The sequence below is a fragment of the Bacteroides sp. AF32-8BH genome, assembly GCF_003435205.1.
Lineage (GTDB): Bacteria > Bacteroidota > Bacteroidia > Bacteroidales > Bacteroidaceae > Bacteroides > Bacteroides ovatus.
On record NZ_QVLZ01000005.1, the window covers coordinates 19,090 to 38,474 of the forward strand.

9 protein-coding genes are annotated in these 19,385 nt (G+C 44.0%); 7 read left to right on the top strand and 2 right to left on the bottom strand.

What is annotated here, in order from left to right; all coding sequences use genetic code 11:
• Positions 1 to 13: 13 nt before the first annotated feature.
• The 7 genes from DWZ47_RS04900 (at position 14) to DWZ47_RS04930 (ending at position 13,751) form a co-directional block, all read left to right on the top strand.
• Complete coding sequence (locus DWZ47_RS04900; RefSeq protein WP_117512429.1) at positions 14 to 1,645, top strand: DUF1735 domain-containing protein; 1,632 nt, start codon at positions 14 to 16, stop codon at positions 1,643 to 1,645.
• 32 nt (positions 1,646 to 1,677) lie between these two features.
• Positions 1,678 to 2,664: a glycoside hydrolase family 43 protein gene (locus DWZ47_RS04905; protein ID WP_117512430.1), complete on the top strand. Its 987-nt coding sequence runs from the start codon at positions 1,678 to 1,680 to the stop codon at positions 2,662 to 2,664.
• A gap of 140 nt (positions 2,665 to 2,804) precedes the next feature.
• Complete coding sequence (locus DWZ47_RS04910) at positions 2,805 to 5,984, top strand: SusC/RagA family TonB-linked outer membrane protein (RefSeq protein ID WP_117512487.1); 3,180 nt, start codon at positions 2,805 to 2,807, stop codon at positions 5,982 to 5,984.
• Between the two features lie 20 nt (positions 5,985 to 6,004).
• Complete coding sequence (locus tag DWZ47_RS04915; protein ID WP_117512431.1) at positions 6,005 to 7,891, top strand: RagB/SusD family nutrient uptake outer membrane protein; 1,887 nt, start codon at positions 6,005 to 6,007, stop codon at positions 7,889 to 7,891.
• A gap of 22 nt (positions 7,892 to 7,913) precedes the next feature.
• Positions 7,914 to 10,997 carry a SusC/RagA family TonB-linked outer membrane protein gene (locus tag DWZ47_RS04920; protein ID WP_117512432.1) on the top strand — a complete coding sequence of 1,028 codons (3,084 nt, stop codon included), beginning with the start codon at positions 7,914 to 7,916 and terminating at the stop codon, positions 10,995 to 10,997.
• A gap of 25 nt (positions 10,998 to 11,022) precedes the next feature.
• Positions 11,023 to 12,819: a RagB/SusD family nutrient uptake outer membrane protein gene (locus DWZ47_RS04925; RefSeq protein WP_117512433.1), complete on the top strand. Its 1,797-nt coding sequence runs from the start codon at positions 11,023 to 11,025 to the stop codon at positions 12,817 to 12,819.
• Between the two features lie 29 nt (positions 12,820 to 12,848).
• Positions 12,849 to 13,751, top strand: a complete 903-nt coding sequence (locus DWZ47_RS04930) for a BT_3987 domain-containing protein (RefSeq protein ID WP_117512434.1) — start codon at positions 12,849 to 12,851, stop codon at positions 13,749 to 13,751.
• Positions 13,752 to 13,882: 131 nt separating this feature from the next.
• On the opposite strand, the gene DWZ47_RS04935 is transcribed toward DWZ47_RS04930, so the two are convergent.
• Positions 13,883 to 15,259 carry an ATP-binding protein gene (locus DWZ47_RS04935; protein ID WP_117512435.1) on the bottom strand — a complete coding sequence of 459 codons (1,377 nt, stop codon included), beginning with the start codon at positions 15,257 to 15,259 and terminating at the stop codon, positions 13,883 to 13,885.
• A 76-nt stretch (positions 15,260 to 15,335) separates the two neighbouring features.
• Positions 15,336 to 19,346 (bottom strand): two-component regulator propeller domain-containing protein, encoded by a 4,011-nt coding sequence (locus DWZ47_RS04940; RefSeq protein WP_032846955.1) that lies wholly within the window; start codon positions 19,344 to 19,346, stop codon positions 15,336 to 15,338.
• Between the last annotated feature and the right edge of the window lie 39 nt (positions 19,347 to 19,385).

The window sequence follows — 19,385 nt, forward strand, 5'->3', positions numbered from 1 at the left end:
AAAGAATTGAATTATGAAAAGATATATTCCTATTGCCCTGTCGTTAATGGCGTTTTCGTTGATTTCATGTGGAGAAGTCATGGACCTGACACAGCCGGAAAAGGCTGAAGTTACCTATTCGGATATAACCTTGTCACTTTATCAAACAGGTAAGTATGAGTTGTATCTGGATGAGCCGGAATATGAATATACCATTATGGTAGAAAAGAGCCATTGTGAAAAGGAAGCGAAAGCGGAATTTACAGTAGTTGATGCTCACTCATTTGGCGAGGAATACACACTATTACCCGCGGCTAACTACGACCTTGATGTCAATAGTCTCAATTTCAAGGGTGACGATGTGTTGCACACTGTCGGTCTGCGTTTCCACGATCTTACTACACTGGACAATACCAAAAAATATGTGCTTGGTCTGAAACTGAAGTCCGATAACCTAGCCGTTAACGAAGAGAAGAGTACTATGACCTTCTATCTGCAACAAAAGCAGGGTGGTATCGGTAATCCGTATATCATTACTGCGGCCAAAGATTTGGCCAAGCTCGGTGAATATCTCAAGGATGGGCAGACTACCTATGTGCGTCTGGGTGCAGATATCGATCTGCAAGGCATGGATTGGACTCCTGTGGAAGCCACTGCCGCCAAACCGGTGGACTTTGATGGTTGTGGACACGCCATTAGTAATCTGAAAATAACTTCGTCTTCGTCTACTTATCAAGGTTTTTTCGGTATGTTGACGGGACGATGTGCCAATGTTACTTTTACAAATGCACAAGTCACTGCCAATAAAAAACTTACGGGTATTGTCGCCGGTCAGGCAGGTAATGTTTCCGGTGTGGGTATCGTGGAGAATGTTCGGGTATCGGGTACTATCAGTTTGACTTCGGGCAATGCTGCATGGGATGACGGTCAAGCGGGTGGCATCTGTGGGCGACTTCACGGGGCAGACAGCAAGATTTATCAATGTGGTTCGGAAACGAAGATTACTGCATTGTGGTCGGCAGGTGGTATCTGCGGTGAAGTGCGTGAAGGAGCTTCTATAGAGCAATGCTATCATGTAGGTGATATTACTACCCAGTCGTGCGTCGGCGGTATTGCCAGCCGGTTGCTTGGAAGCACCATTTCTCATTGTTATTCTCATGGAGTGATGAAAGCAGTTCCTATGGTTGTGGCTAATCCGGGCGGTGGTATTGCCGGATGGGTACAACCTATTTCCGGTGCTTCTACTACTTCTGCCATATCCTATTGCTGGAGCGACTGCGATGTATCTGCACAAAATCAGGTGGGAGGTATCATGGGTAACGCCAATAACACAACAGGGTCTGGTATTACTGTTCATCACTGTGTAGCATGGAACACATATTTATTCTCTCAAGCTGCACCCAAATCTGGTAGGGTATGTGGACGGTACAGTCAGAATGTGGCTTATTCCTGTTACGCTAACCCGGCTATGGAATGTGTGTTCCCGAACAATCCTGCACTGCCTGACCAGGCCAGTGTAAACGTAGGTACAATCACTACGGTAGATCGTTATAACGGTCTGACTACCATCAATAACCTGATGGAAGCTATTCGTGCTCTCGACTGGGATACCTCTATCTGGAATCTTAACGGTGAACAACCTCGTCTGGCATGGGAACTGAATTGATAAAAATGGTATAACAATTAAGATACAGACTGATGAATACATTCAATAAAATCTTATCACGAGTAACACTTGTTCTGGGAGTGACATTTATGTCTGCCTTCCAATTGTATGCTGATGATTGGAAAGAAATTATGTATGCCGATCCCACTATCTTTGTGGAAAACGGCAAGTATTACCTCACCGGCACACGCAATCAGGAACCACAGGGCTTTGCTATCCTCGAATCGACCGATCTGGAGCATTGGACGGTGCCTGATGGCACTTCTCTACAACTGATTCTGCGGAAAGGAGATCAAACGTATGGTGAAAAAGGCTTCTGGGCACCTCAATACTTTAAGGATAAAAGAACTTATTATTTCACTTATACCGCTAATGAGCAAACAGTAATTGCTTCCTCAAAATCGGTGTTCGGTCCTTTCCGGCAGAAGGAAGTCAAGCCGATAGACGCTTCCGCTAAGAATATAGACTCTTTCCTATTTAAGGATGATGATGGGAAGTACTACCTATATCATGTCCGCTTTAATAAAGGTAATTACCTTTGGGTAGCCGAGTTTGACATAAAGAAAGGAAGTATCAAACCGGAAACATTGAAACAATGTATGGACTGTACGGAGTCTTGGGAAAAGACTCCGAACTATAAGTCTGCACCGGTGATGGAAGGACCGACTGTTATGAAGTGGGACGGGGTATATTATCTTTTCTATTCTGCCAATCATTTTATGAATATCGACTATTCGGTAGGCTATGCTACTGCTTCTTCCCCTTTCGGTCCGTGGAAGAAGCACCCGAACAGTCCGATCATTCATCGCAGCCTCGTAGGAGAAAACGGATCAGGACATGGAGATGTATTTAAAGGGCTGGATGGAAAATATTACTATGTTTACCACGTTCATCGTTCGGATTCCACCGTGTCTCCTCGTAAAACACGTATTGTTCCGCTCATCCTGAAGAAAGGAAACGATGGCATATACAATATCACCGTAGACAAAGAGCACGTCATAAAGCCAATGTGGAAATGATTTGTTCAGAAATGTAGTAGAGAAATCTATTTTGCACATTTGTACGGGTTTTAAGGAGATTCTTCCCTTTCATTTGAAGATTTTCCCGCTTAATTTGTGTCTTGAGATAAAGAATTTGTTAACAGTTAAAAATAATGTTTATGAAAAGAGACAGACTTTATTTTTCTTTCTTATGTCTTTGTTGCTTTTTGTTTTGTGCGCTGGACGTGCAGGCACAACAAGACTATTGGAAGGGACAAGTGAAGGATGCAGTATCTGGTGAACCGATGATTGGCGTCAGTGTTCGCGTGAAAGGTACGGGAAGCGGTACGATTACTGATTTTGACGGTAATTTTACTGTGAAGGCATCAAAAGGAGACATACTTGTCATTTCTTATGTGGGTTATAAAACTCTGGAACTGGATTTAAAGAATAAAACGACTTTAGGCGTAATCTCTTTAGGAGAAGATACGGAGACCCTGGAAGAAGTGGTAGTGGTTGGATACGGTGTACAGAAAAAGGTGTCCAGTGTCGGTTCCATTGCTACTGCAAAAGGAGATGATTTATTAAAGATAGGTAGCGTGAACTCCGTTTCCGAAGCTTTGCAAGGTCAGATGCCGGGTGTGGTTGCCATTAACTCCACCTCAAAGCCAGGAGCTGATAAGGCTTCTTTATTGATTCGTGGTAAGTCTACCTGGGGAGAAGCTGCTCCGTTAGTATTGGTGGACGGTATCGAACGTGACTTCAATGATGTCGATGTGAACGAAATTGAATCTATTTCCGTACTGAAAGACGCTTCGGCAACTGCGGTTTACGGTGTGAAAGGTGCGAACGGCGTTATCTTGCTGACAACCAAACGCGGACTCGAACAGAAACCGGAAATCTCATTCACTGCTAACTTCGGTTTTAAACAACCTTCTGCCGCTCCTGAATGGTCTGACTATGTGACCTCTATGAAACAGTATAACAGAGCACAGGCTAATGATGGTAACTGGGGAGCAATGGTTCCCGAGTCTACCATTGCCGCATGGGAAAATGCGTATGCTACCGGAAATTACGGTCCGTATAACGATGTCTTTCCCGAAGTGGACTGGTGGAAAGAACTGGTAAAGAATGTAGGTTATGAACAGGCTTATAATCTTAATGTACGCGGTGGTACGAAGAAAATGAGTTATTTCGTATCCTTGGGTTATTTGCATGACGGAGATATTTTTAATACTACCAAACAAGAGGATTTCGATCCTTCCTTCTCCTACCGTCGCTATAACTGGCGTAGTAATTTCGATTTCAATATAACAAGTACCACTAAACTGTCGTTCAATGTGGCCGGTAAGATGGGTTATCAGAACCAACCGTCTTATTATGAGAATGTCGATTCTCCGGATGAACGCTTTTTTAAAACGTTTTTCACGGCTCCAAGTAATGAATTTCCGATTAAATATAGTAATGGAATATGGGGAGACGGGTTAAGCTCCGATCAGAATATAGCCTGTCTGATGAATGAAGGAGGTAGTCGTAATATTAAACAGCATCAAGGTTTTTACGATGTAATCCTGAATCAAAAGCTGGACTTCATTACAAAGGGGTTATCATTGAAAGCATCGTTGTCTTACACTACTTCTTCATCATGGACCACCCAGATCATGCCGGGTAAGATTTTGGGTAAAGACGATCTGGTTGCCCAGCGTACGCATATTCGTATGAATCGTGTGTATGATTACGCTAATCCTATTTACAATGCTGATGGAACAATTACTTATAATTATACCGAGAAACGTTATCCGGATGAAAACGCTCCCGGAGATTTACCTGTTGGTGGGGTTTATGACGGCTTCAAGGCTTACGGGCGTAAACTTTATTACGAATTAGCATTGAATTACAACCGCCAGTTTGGCGATCACGATGTAAGTGCCTTGTTTGTGTTTAACCGTAAGATGAACGAATCGACAAATCAGAATGTGATGAACTTCCCGGCTTACGAAGAAGATTGGGTAGGTCGTGTCACTTACAACTTCAAAGAGCGTTATCTTGCCGAGTTTAACGGTGCCTATACCGGTTCGGAGAAGTTTGCTCCAGGACGTCGTTTTGGTTTCTTCCCGTCCGCTTCTATCGGTTGGCGTATCAGTGAAGAGCCTTGGGTAAAGAAACTGACCAAAGGAGTACTGACTAATTTGAAAGTACGTTATTCGTATGGGGTAGTTGGTAATGATAAAGGTGCCACACGTTTCAATTATATTCAGAAGTTTGAGCAATTATCTGCCAATGCAGAGTTTGGTAAATATCAAACCAGTAACTGGGGACCTCTGTACAAAGAAGGAAAGCTGGCCGACCCTGATGCTACTTGGGAAGAGTCTGTTAAACAGAATATCGGTATTGAAATAGGTTTGTGGGGTAAACTGAACTTTACTGTGGACTTGTTCGATGAAAAGCGTAATAACATTCTGATGACGCGTAACACGATTCCGTCATGGGCCGATAGTGGTATTGCTTTCCCGCAAGTAAACTTGGGTAAGACTAAAAATCATGGTCTTGAGTTGGATGTTACTTGGAATGACCGTATTGGAAAATTTAATTATTACGCGAAGTTTAATTTTGCAACCAGTGAGAATCGTATTGTCTTTATTGATGACCCGAAAAATCAGAGCGAATATCTGAAACAAGCCGGAAAATCAATCGGATACGTGAATAAATATCTGGCAACGGGAAACTTCCAGTCGTTGGACGATATTTATAACTCGGCACAGTCCACTATTGCCAATGGTGCACACAACACATTGATTCCGGGAGACTTGTACTACATCGATTATAATGGAGACGGTATGATTGATGCTAAGGATATGGTTCCGATGAAAAACCTGAACTATCCGACCACTACCCTCGGATTTACATTGGGAGGTTCTTACAAAGGAATCGGATTCAATATGTTGTGGTACAGTGCTATGGATGTTTATAAAGAAGCAATACCATCTTACTTATGGGATTTCCCGGAAGGTAATATCAAGGCTCAACCGAATACATTGAATACATGGACAGCCGATGCTCCGATTCAAAGCGGTCCGGTTCGCCCCAGTATTCATGTTCAGAGAAGTTATAATTCGGTAGCCAGTACATACACATATACCAACCATGCTTATCTTCGTTTGAAGAATCTGGAAGTGAATTATCAGATTCCGAAACGTTGGTTGCAGCCTTTACGTCTGACAAAATTGCAAGTATATGTTAATGGCAGCAATCTGTTGACGTTCTCGAAAGGTGATTCCCGCCGTGACCCCGAACATTCGGGACAGAATGTTTATCCGATGGTGAGACGTTATAACATTGGTTTTAGATTAGGATTATGAGACACTTTAAATTTACTGATATGAGAAAACATAAGTTGAATTGGATATGGATCATTCTGTTGGGTCTGTTTGTAGGAAGTTGTGAGGACTATCTGGACCGCTCTCCCGATGACGGACTTTCCGAAGATGATGTTTATAAAGATTATAGCAGTTTGTTAGGGTTCATGGATCGCATCTTTCAAAATGGTGATATATTAATCTTTACACATGGTATCAACTCTTATTCGAATACATACGTAACGGTAGGTAATTTATCGGACGAATATGCATCTGTCCGCGATAATGATCCGTCGAAGTTTGTCAATGCAGGTAACTGGCTGGAGAATGCTAGTACACGTTTCGAAATCGGAAGTAAAAGTGATGGAGCGAATTTCAAAAGTGCTATTTCTCGTGCTTATACCGGACTTCGTATCGTGAACCGTGTAATTAGTGGAGTAGATCAAGTGAAATCCATCACAGACGACCAAAGGAGAAAACTGTTGGGACAGGCTCATTTCCTGCGTGCCTACTTCTATTTTGAGATTATCAAACGATATGGCGGAATGCCCATCTTTGACCAGCTTTGGGGAGCATCGGACGACTTTGACTTTCCTCGTAAAACTTATCAGGAATCCAATGCTTGGATGCAGACTGACTTGGATAAAGCCATTGAATATTTACCTATAAGCTGGCCTGACGAGGAACATGGACGGCCTGACAGAGTAAGCGCCATGGCATTAAAAGCGATGACACAGCTGTATGCTGCCAGCCCTTTGATGCAGAATGACCTGAATTCTATTGAAAACAAAGGATATGGAAAAGACATGGCTGCCGAAGCTGCCCGTAGTGCGCAAAAGGCGATTAATGCTATCGAAAGTCACGAATATTACCGCTTGATGAATCACGATGAATATCGTAGTATTCAGTTAATGCCTAATTCCAATCAGTACGCACAGCCGGAATACTTATGGTTCCTGCGTTGGCATCATGGCAACTGGTCTGCTTTCGTCAGAGCGCAGTGGCTGACACAACCATACGATAATAAAACCGGTGCCGAAGGTACTCCTTATAATGCTCCGACACAAAATGCGGTAGATATGTACGAACGTAAGGGAGCCGACGGCAACTACTATCCGATCACTGATCCGCGTTCCGGTTATGATGCGGTAAAGACTACCAATCCTTACTCGGATAGAGACCCTCGCTTCACGAATAATATCCTCGTGCCCGGTGAGCAATGGGGGAAGAATTTACAGGGTGTTCCCTATTATCTGACTACTTATTCGGGCGGTTACTCCGAGAACTTCATTTCTACCAATCAGTTTACGAGAGGCTCTCAACAGACCGGATATATGTGTAAGAAGTTCATCTGGCCGGAAGCAAGTGTGCCTTTGTTTGGCGAAGCTGGTTTCCAATTATATCGTCTGGTGGCTGTGTACATTCGTGTTTCGCAAGTTTATCTGGATATGGCAGAGGCTTCATACGAAGCGACAGGTGATCCGGATGCAGTCGTTACGGGTTGTACGATGTCGGCCCGTCAGGCTTTGAATAAAATCCGTGTAAGAGCCGGAATTGGCGAACTACCGGATGGAGTTGACTTTAGAGAAGCTTATCGGCGGGAACGTGGTGTGGAATTGATGTTCGAAGGACACCGCTGGTATGATATCCGCCGTTGGATGATTGCTGAAGACCTGTTTAAGGGTGAATATCCGATCATGGGTGTCAAAGCAACCCCGATCAATCATTCTTATACGGCCGACCAGTTGAAAGTGGAAAAAGCCTGCACTTATAAGTTGACCGACTTTACTTACGAGTATGTTCCGGTGAGGACAGCCGTGCGGACGTTTAACAAGCGTAATTATTGGTATCCGCTACCGATGGATGAAGTGGCGGCTTTGGATAATCTTCAACAGAACCCCGGATGGTGATACCTAAAATAAAGAAAAGTATATGAGAAACAAGATTAGATATATAAGACTGATAGGGCTCATATTTGTCCTTATCGTTGGCTCTAGCCTGACTTTCGCACAAAATAAATCAAAGAGAAAGTCGGCGAAGAAGCCTTTGGTGGAAGTAGTTTCTATTGTTACCGACGAGAAAGGTAGCCCGTTGAAGAATGTTTCTATCATTTGTGGAGAAGGCGCAGTCGTTCTATATACAGATGCAAAGGGACGTTTTCAGACGAAGGTCGAGAATGACGCAACCGTCATGGTGGAGGCTTTGGGATATGAAGATAAAGTGTATAAGCTGACAGGCAGCAATATCGTTCCTGAAAAGATTGTCCTGAAGAAAGAGCCTCTGTTCCTGACCGAAGAATCGCTGGTGAATAGAGCCGATGGTGGCAAGACATATAAAGGGAATGAAGTAGGCGCAACGAGCGTACTGGAGAACGGACAGTTTGGAACCTTCCCTGATTTGACGCTGACTAATATGCTGCAAGGTAAAATGTTAGGTCTGCAAGTTCGCTCCACAGTCAGCGGATTGGGTAATAATACTCCTGATTTATTTATCCGTGGCCAGCATGGCATGTCGGAGAATACAGCTATTGTTATCATCGATGGTGTGGAACGTCCGGCAGCGGATTTGATTCCTGAAGAAATCGAACGTATCGAGTTGCTGAAAGATGCCACTGCCAAGATTCTTTATGGGGCACGTGCTGCGAATGGCGTACTTTGGGTGACTACCCGCAGAGGAAAGGCCAACCGCCGCATTTATAACGCAACCGCCGAAGCAGGTGTGGTACAGATGACGCGTACTCCTGATTTCCTGAATTCTTATCAGTATGCTAATCTGTATAATGAAGCGCGTGCAAACGACGGACTGACTCCTTACTATAATCAGAAACAACTGGAAGGATATAAAAACTCCAAAGGAGTCAATGACCTATTGTATCCGAACGTCGATCTGTACGATCAGTTGTTGAACAAAAATGCCAATTATCGGAAAGTATCGTTCGATATGACGGGTGGTACCGACAGAGTGCGTTATGCCCTGATTGCCGGATATGTAGGAGGTAGCGGATTTGAAGACGTCACCTATACTCCGCAATTGCACCGCCTGACTCTTCGCGGAAACCTCGACTTCAATGTAACGGATTTCCTGACTATATCCGCAGACGTTGCCGGACGTATGGAAATGCGTAAATGGGGGCAATTGGACTGTGGTCAGGTATTTACGGCCCTGTCTACGCATCGTCCGAATGAATACCCGCTGACTATGTCACCGGAAGAAACCGGACTAGCCAGCTCGGACGGAATTCCTTTGTTTGGCGCAAGTCTGCTTCGTCCGATGAATGCATATGCGGAAACGATGTACGGAGGATATACGGATGAGCGTTATACACGCAGCCAGACCAATATCGGTTTGAAATTTGATCTTGATATGCTGACAAAAGGATTGAAAGCCGGTGCTTTCCTTTCTTTCGACAACTATGATTACCTGCAACTCTCTTTGAGCAAAGTCTATCCGACGTATGCCATCAAGACATATTGTGACTTTGCCGGTGAGGAACAAATTATGTACACCCAGATGAAGAAAACAGATGTAGCCACTTCACAAAGCCGGAAGTCGACTACCTTGCAACAGACATTGGGTTGGAATGCTTTTGCCGGTTATGAGAATACATTCAACCAAAAACACGATGTATCGGCACGCCTGACTTATATGTACTCGAAAACAACGAATCAGGGAGTGACCCAGGACATCATCAATGCAAACTACGCATTGCGCTTGAACTATATGTATGACCGCCGCTATGCTGTGGAAGCCGACATGGCATTGATGGGAAGCAACCGTTTCAAATCGGGAAATAAATACTTCTTCTCGGCAGCAGGCGGCCTTGCCTGGATTCTAAGCAATGAAGATTTCCTGAAAGACAATGAATACGTGAACTTCCTGAAACTGAAAACCAGCGCCGGTATATTGGGCTATGACAGAAGCACGGAACATTTATTGTATGAACGTGCCTGGTCGCAAGACGGCAGCTTCCGGTTCGGAACAACGAACAACGGTGCTACGGCTTACTATTCCACTTTTGTCCGTGCAGGCAATCCGAACCTGAAATGGGAAAAGGCAGCAGAATGGAACATCGGTGTGGAAGGCCTGTTCCTGAACAACCGCTTATATACCGAAATAAACTATTTCCGTGAGAAACATACGGATATCATTGGTTCTGTTGATGCCTCTTACGGGGATTATACTGGCAACTTTACCTACCAGGATAACATGGGCTCCGTCTTGAATCATGGTATAGAAGGAATGTTCACCTGGAGCGACCGTATCAACGACTGGTCTTATTCGGTAGGAGCTAATTTCGTATGGTCTAAGAATAAAGTATTGAAATGGAACCAAGTGAAACATGGTGAAGAATACCGTTATACAGTGGGGCGTTCTACCGATGCTATGATGGGACTGGTTGCCGAAGGATTATTTGGCAAAGATGTAGCCATCAACGGACATGCCCCCCAGACGTTTGCCGATTATCAGGAAGGCGACATCGCCTACAAAGACCTGAACGGCGATAAGATCATTGACGGTCGTGACGTAAAGGAACTCGGAAACTCATTCCCACGTACTACATTGGGCATCGATTTCAATGTAAGTTACAAAGGCTGGGGATTGTATCTTCAGGGATATTCCGAACTGGGCGTTCACACTTGGGCAACAAATGCTTATTATTGGAACAATGGAGAAGGTAAATACTCTAAACTGGCATTAGATCGTTATCATCCAGCAAATAATCCGACCGGAAGTTATCCGCGCCTGACAACCACTGCCGGTGAGAACAATTTCCGCAATTCTTCTTTCTGGTTGAAGAATACAAGCTTCTTCCGTATGAAGAATGTTGAATTGAGCTACACGTTCAATCAGTTCTCCCCAAGTTCGGTAGTGAAGAAGATGAAGGTTTTCGCTCGTGGTGCAAACTTGTTTGTTCTTTCTTCCGTGAAAGATTTGGATCCTGAATTGCTGAATGCCGGTGTTACAAACTATCCGGTGACGCGTACTTTTACAGGCGGAGTCTCTTTTGTATTTTAATTTTGAACAATTAATAGATGGCAATATGAAACATATATTAGGAAGTTGCGTTTTAGCAGGTCTGTTTCTCTTTTGTGCTTGTGACGACACATTGGATACAAAGGTGACGTGGCAGATCGGAGACTCTGATACCTGGAGAGTGCCGGAACTTGCTCAAGGCGTACTATATAAAGCTTATAATGGCATAGCCAACCGCCCGGATTGTTTTGAAGATAACTTTCTGGATTGTGCTACCGATAATGCAGTGACTAATCTGCGCAGCTCTTCTGTCTATAAATTAAATATGGGTGGGATGACAGCGTTTAACAACCCGATCGGAAACTGGAGCAATGCGTACAACATGCTGAACTATGTAAACTCTTTCCTCGAAAACGGCTTGACCGACCAGGTGCAGTACAACCGCACCGACCCGGAAGTGGACAAGCAAATCAAGCTGCGTCTGGAAGGTGAATCGTATTTCCTGCGTGCATGGTGGCATTTTGAGCTATTGAAGATGTACGGCGGAAAGGCGAAGAATGGAAAAGCGTTGGGTATTCCGTTGGCAGATCATTTTATTTCGCAGGATGAGGCCGCGCAGAACGGTGAATTTCTTCGTCCTACTTATCAGGCAACAGTCGATTTTATTGTCAACGATTTGAATAATGCCATCGAGTTATTGCCGAACGTGTATCAGGGAGATGATCTGGAGTTTGGTAATACACAAATCGGTCGTGCCACGAAAGCGGCGGCAGCTGTTCTGAAAAGTCGTGCGCTTTTATATAGCGCAAGCCCTGCCATGCAGGATGATGATGTGACGAAGATCACTGGTATGGGACAATTCGAAATACTGAACCCTACGGTTTACCAGGCAAAATGGGAAGCGGTAGCCAAAGAGATCAATAAGATTCTGGGCATGGAAGGTTTCGGAACTTATGTTCCTGTTACGGCTTCTTCCATTGCCGATGTTCAGACGGAAAGTTCCGATTATGCTTTCCGCAGATATTTTAATAATAACCTATTGGAAGGTTACCATTTCCCGCCATTCTACTACGGAAGTGCCCGTGCCACTCCTTCTCATAATCTGGTAAAGGCTTTTTATGCGAAGAATGGTTATCCGGCAACCGATGTCCGTTCCGGTGTCGATCTGTCTGATCCTGATTTCGATCTGACGCAGCTTTATGCCGTACTGGATAATCGCTTTGCACTGAATGTCTACTATCATAGTGCTACATTTGGCGATTCCGGTCAGCCGTTGGATATGTCCGAGGGTGGAAAAGATTCTCCTTCGTTTAGTGAGAATGCTACACGTACGGGTTATTATCTGGCTAAATTCGTTTCTAAGAAATCGGCTATGCTGAATCCGATTCAGACCTTAAACTCGGTTCATTACAATCCTTTGTTACGGAAATCGGAAGTTCTTCTTAACTTTGCCGAAGCAGCCAATGAGGCTTGGGGCAACCCGACGGTGAAAGCCGAAGGATGCCTGTATTCTGCATACGAAATATTGAAAACAATCCGTTCGCAAGCCGGGGGTATCAACTTTGATCTTTATCTGGATGAAATGGCTCAAAGTAAAGACTCGTTCAGAAAGCTGATTCAGAACGAACGTCGCTTGGAATTTACTTTCGAGAATCATCGTTATTTTGATATGCGTCGTTGGGTATTACCGTTGAACGAAGAGGTGGAGGGTGTTGCCGTTACCCGCAATGAAGATGGCACATTCAGCTTCAAAGTACAGAAAGTGGAACAACGGAAATATGAAGTGAAAAACTATTTCATGCCATTACCGTATGCAGAGCTGGAAAAGAATAAGAATCTAATGAATAATCAGGGTTGGGAATAACGTGCTGTTGATATAAATACTTATTTACAATGAAAAGACTAAATATATTATGGATAGGGCTGATAAGCGTTCTGATGACTGCTTGTTATGACGATTATGAAAAGGACTACGATAAGAGTTCTGTGTACTTTGCTTCGCAAAAACCTTTGCGGACACTGGTAGCCGACACAGATATGTCGATAAAGGTAGGAGTGGCCATTGGCGGCAAAAGAGAAGTGCATACCGATGATTGGGCTACATTCGAGATCGATCCGTCTTTATTGGATGGTACGGGCTTGACACTAATGCCGGAAAACTATTATCAGTTGGCTAATCCGAACAAAATGACAATTAGCAATCCGAATCTGGCAATAGCAGATGTGAAAGTGACTTTCTCCGATGCTTTCTATGAAGACAATGCTGCTTTGAACAAGCACTATGCAATCCCTTTCCGGTTGGTCGATCATAATCAGGATGAAATTAGTACTGATGTGAATGGTAATTTGAAGGATTACAGTATTGTAGTTGTCAAATTTGTCAGCCAGTATCACGGCACCTACTTTGTGAAAGGAAAGGTTACCAATTTGTCTACCCAGCAGGTTACTGAATACAGTAACAAGGATTTGAGTCAGAATATGACCCGCGACTTTGTTTCGTTAGGTAGAAACAAAGTACGCAGACCGGGTTTTGGAAACACATTGGAAAATAATGAGTCGGTAAATCTGACAGTCAATCCGGACGGAAGCGTTACTATCGAAGCCGGAGGAAGTGTTGCTATCATAGATGCGTCCGCCTCATTAGATCCTGCAGCCGAATCGTTGGAATTTGTAGGAAAGCAGCCAAAGTTTACGCTTTCTTATAAGTACACGAAAGGTGGCGTCACTTATCAGGTTGACGAGGAACTGATTCGTCGTCAGAATCCGGAAGCTGATTTACGCTTCCAGGAATGGTAGAATAGGTATTAGTCGATTATAGGTGTCTATCTGTCGCCGGTAATTAGCTGAATCAACGATGTTGCAGGCTGATTACCGGTGATGTTTTTAGACATTCTGTTAGGTTTATATCGCTTAAATTAGCTTACGATCTACTTTAGAATAGATTTTCCTTTTTCTGTTATCATCCAATAACCTATCTTTTTCGAGCCTTTTCGAATAATGCAGCCATTCACTTTTAAGTTGCGAAATGCTCTCTTGATCGTAGCACTGGAAACAGATAAAGATATGGCTAGATTATCATATGTTGACTGATTATCTTTTACTATCAATTTTAATATATCTTTTTCTAATGATGATAGTTTTAAAGGGTCATTTAAAGGGTCATTTAAAGGGTCATTTAAAGGGTCATCGTTCTTAATTATGTTGGGTCTATATATGATAAGTGTAACGCCACCGGCTTCATTTATAAACTCCGGTTTGCGGAGCCCTGCTTTCGTCATACCCTCATAAATTTTATGAATACCTCGTCCCCATGATTCAATAAATCCAGCACGGTAAAAAGTTTCGGCGATAAGGCGATTCCGGGGTTGTGAAGCGTGGTCACCTAATAATTGTTCGATAGTCATACCTTCGGGAAGTGTCCCCGGATTCCAAAGACGGATGCGGTCATTATACACTTTCATTTGTATATGTACTCCCGTGTACAACTTATGCACAATACTATTGAATAAACTCTCCCGCAATGCATCTTCTGGAATTTCTAAAGGTTCAATACGCTGCAATCCTTCATAATGGACAGGTGAAATGAGATACTTGGATTTCAATACTTCTATCACGCGATCGGTCATCTGAATGATATTTCCATCTACTACATCTTGAAACATCAGGTCGGCTTCATCACGACCAAACCTCCCAATACGAAATTGCACACTGGTGAAAAACTTTGCAGGATTTTTGCCGAATAGAAGTAAAGCAGCATTGCGCAACTTACCTTCCCCACCGATAAGATTCAGATTAGAGAGTACTTTTTCCGTAGTTTCATTCAATGAATCTACAGGCATACGTCCGGCATCGACGGCTTTACGCAAAAAGAAATCAATAACTTGGCGGTCGATGTCATCCAATGTAGCTCTTTCGTTTTCAATATCATCCCACGAATGCCCCATTTTGCGAAGCAAAAACTGTTGCAAGGCTGCACCTTTCAACTCCTGTTTGGTAGAACCGCTACGATAATGATATATACCGTGATAAGCGATAGGCAAATTACACGGTTGCACGGCAATCTCGATGTAGTCTTTATCCTCTTTATGCAAAAGATTTACATCAGCTACAATGCCCAGATAGTTAACAATCTTATTAGGAATGTCTTCCATCAGTCGTTTGGTGTCTGCTACACCAACCACTTGTTGGTTATCGTCTATACCGATATAGATACGTCCACCTTGTGCATTTGCAAAACCACAAATCCACTTTAGATATTCGTCTCTCCACGATTCCTTATATTCAATATTCTGACTTTCACTCATAATTACTACAAAGTTACGTATTCTTTTTCAAACTTTGTAGAGTATAAGGAGATTTACAAGTGCCAGTTCCGGCGAATTACTTCAATTGCTTGAGAAACTCTGTCGGAGTGATATTAAATTCCTTTTTGAAACATTTTGTAAAGTAATTCGGGTCTGATATACCGACAGCGAATGAGGCTTCGGAAACATTCATGCCATTCAGTAAATGGGTTTTGGCTTCCTTCATCTTGATGGTCCGTATAAACTGTGTGATGGAGCATCCCGTGAGTGATTTCAGTTTCATGTGCAGCAGACTACGGCTGATGCGGAGATGGGCTGTGATTTCAGTTACTCCAAAATCTTCCTTGGTGAGGTTCGCCATAATCAGTTCTACCAGTTCTTTCATAAATACCTCATCCCGTGGATTGTTGGTGATTTGCTTGATGTTCAGTTCTTCCGCCTGTTTGAAGTGCTCGATATTCTGTTTCCGGCTCTTTTGGATATTCTGTACCAGCAACTCCAGGTTCTTGGCGTTGAAAGGTTTGGTGATATAGGCGTCCGCTCCCCGCAGATAGCCTTCTGTATGGTCGTTCTCATCTGTTTTGGCAGTCAGGAGGATAACGGGGATATGGCTGGTCGTTACATCTTGCTTGACGCGTTCCGTGAATTCCAGTCCGTCCATCACCGGCATCATTAAGTCCGATATAATCAGATTCGGCAGTTGTCTGGCTATCTTCTTGCAGGCTTCCGCTCCGTTGTAGGCACGTATGATGTCATATTTCTCACCGAATATACTGGCGAGGTAATCATTCATCTCTTTATTATCCTCCACAATCATGATAGATTCTCTGCCGGAGTCTTTCTCTTTGTTGGTCAGCTTTTCGGGGATGAGTTCGATTGTCTCTTTGATTCGCTGGTTGTATTTTTGTATTTCTTCTGTCGTGATGTTTTCGGAAGAGCGTTCGTCGGGTGCGTAGGCATCCTCCGATACGTTCAGGGTGACGATAAAGTCCGAACCTTTGTTGACCTCGCTCTCTACCCGTATTTCTCCTTTATGCATGTGGATGAGCGAACGGGTGAGCGAAAGTCCCAAGCCGAATCCCTCGCGGTGGTCGCGTTTTTCGACCTGGTAGTAGCTCTCGAATATTTGTTCCTGAACGTCTTTGGGAATTCCTCTGCCGCTGTCCTTGACGGAGATTTGAACCATGGTTTCTTTCTCCTCTTTAATCAGTTTGGCGCTCAATCTGACGTATCCGCCGGGTTGTGTGTATTTAAATGCGTTCGAGAGCAAATTATAAAGAATCCGTTCCAGTTTGGAAGGCGAGAACCAGACTTCCTCTTTGGTATCTTCCAGACTGACGATAAAGTCGATTTCCCGTTCTCCGGCTACGATGTCGAAGATATGGGAGAGTTCCTCCAGAAAGTGCATGATATCTCCTTTACGGACGCTGATATGCATCTGTTTCATTTCGATTTTACTGAATGTCAATAGTTCGTTAATCAGATAATTCATCCGGTTGGCGTTGCGGTAGATAACTTCCAGTTTCTCCTTGTCGTTGTTACTAATCTGCGGCTGCTGGATCAATCGTTGTAGAGGTGATAAAATCAGGGTTAATGGTGTTTTCAGATCATGGGAGATGTATGTGAAGAAATTTATTTTCTGTTGATTCATGTTCTCCATGTTGACACGCTGTTCATGTTCCGTTTTCAGTCGCATGAGCAGGATAATACGCGTTTTGGTATATCGGTAGGCGGCGTAGATGATTAATAAGGAGAGCAATGCATATACAAAATACGCTCCCGGTGATAGCCACCAGGGTGGGAGGATTCTGATGGCAAGGTCCTTTTGTCCCGTTTCGTCCCAGTGAATACCGTCTTTGCTGGCTTTGATCTTTAAAATATACCTTCCTGAAGGCAGGTTTGAAAAGCGTACCTGATGCTGGTTGCCCACAAACTGCCAGTCCTTGTCGATACCTTCCATTTTCATGGCATATTGAGTGTTGTAGGTATATTGATAATTCAGTCCGGAATATTCGAGACGCAGGGATTGGGCCTGGTCGTGTGTCAGGGTAATCTCTGTCAGTTCGGAGATGGAGGAAGGAATGGACGCTTTCTCGTTGTTGGGCGACATATATTCGCTGTTGCTCCATATAGCAGTCAGGGCAATGTTGAAATGAGGATTGACGGAGCGTACCTGTTCCGGATAAAAAGAAATCATGCCGTTGATGGTTCCGAAATACAGCTCTCCGTCGGGCTTCTTACAGGCGGAGGAGTAGTTGAACTGGTTAATCGGCAGTCCGTCGGCTGTGGTATAACGGTCGATATTTTCCGTCTGTGGATTGATGCAGCAGAGCCCGCTTCCGGTTCCTACCCAGATGTTGTTCATTTCATCTTCTATGATGCCTTTAATGGCATTCGAGCCCAGCTGCTCTTTGCTGTAAGAAGCGATGATGCTTCCGTTGCGGTCTGATACATAAAGCCCGTTGTTGTCTGTCCCTATCCATATCCGTTGGTGTGAATCAGGGTAGATATAGGTTACATAGAGATCGGTGTGCGGCAAGATAGGGAGTGAGGTAACTTTCAGCGTACGGGTATTTATCTGGAACATACTGCCTTTCCGGGTTCCTGCCCAAAGTATGCTGTCATTGAATTGTACCAGGTTGAAAATACGGAGCGGTGAAATCTTTTCCGGACGGGCATTGGCTTTTTTCTTGTCGATCAGGAATAAGCCAGAAGGGCCTCCGTACCAAACGTGGTCGTTCTTGTCTTCGATGATGCAGAAGCCGGACGAAACCTCTTCCGACAATAGATTATAGTCCACCGTACGGTTCAGATGCGGTATATAGTGAAGAGCTCCTTTCAGGAACAGTCCGAGCCATAGGCTGTTATCTTTGTCGAGCCATAGAGAGTGTATGTTCTTGGCGTAGATTTGCATCTGTTTGTGAAGCCGTTCGGCGCGGGTAATCTCTTTTTTACTGTTCAGGTAATTCAATCCGCCATCCTCCGTAGCGATGTACAATCCGTTGTCCGGCGCATTGATAATCTGGCGGACTGCTTTTCCGCTCAAATGATTGAAACTGCCTCCGTATGGATATATCCGGAACTGGTCGGAGCCGAATATATAATAGTTGACCCCTCCGAAATAGGTTCCCACCCACATGTTGTGGGCCTTATCCTGATAAAGACTGTAAATGGGCGAATCGTTCAGGGCACTTAAATCCCGTTCGGATTGTTCGTAGTGTGCAATCAGTTGGTAGAGTTTGTTGAACACGAAGATGCCATACTCCGTTCCTACCCATATATTCCCGGTATGGTCGGTTGACGCACACCGGAAATCTTTTACTTCCAGATCTTTGGAGAGATTGCACAGAGTATTGCTTTGTATATGGTAAACGAAGAAATCATTATTGGTATTGAATAAAAGCTGGTTGGACGAGATCAACACGGCATTGTTACATTGCTGTGCAAAAGGCTGGATTAGGGTAGGGAGCGAAACGAACTGTTTCTTCTCCAGACTGTATCGCATCAGTCCTTTGTTGGTGTCAATCCATAGGGTTTTATCTCCGTCTTCTGCAAAATATCTCACATGCGGTTTCTCTTCATTGAGAAGGAAAGGAACGAACAGGCTGTCCTGTTCATTGTAGTGGTAGAGTCCGTTACTACAGGCCGCCAAGAGCATCCCGTCACTGGTGTTCAGGAAACAAACATCATCTTTGGTATTTCCTTTAATCCGGTAACGGGTAAAATCTTCCGTCCGGTAGTCGTAGCTGCAGATACCCTGATCGGTGGAGATCCATAGAACGTTGCGGAGTGAATCGTTATACAGACGGGTGATAAAGTCGTGGCAGAGCGAGGTGCTGTCGGCCTCATTGTGTGCAAACAGGTTAATATTATAACCGTCGAAGCGGCACAAGCCGTTGCGTGTGCCGAACCAGATGAATCCGTGATTGTCTTGGGTAATCGCATTGATAGTATTATGCGGGAGTCCTTCGGCTATGCTTAGTTGTTTGAAGCGTATATTATTATATTGTATCTGTCCTGTCGACAGGCTGGCGTTTAAGAGCACGAGACTAAAGGAGAGGACGATTTTAAGGGCAGTGGTTCTCATGGCTTTACGGATTTAATTTCATGACCAAAGATACGTCTT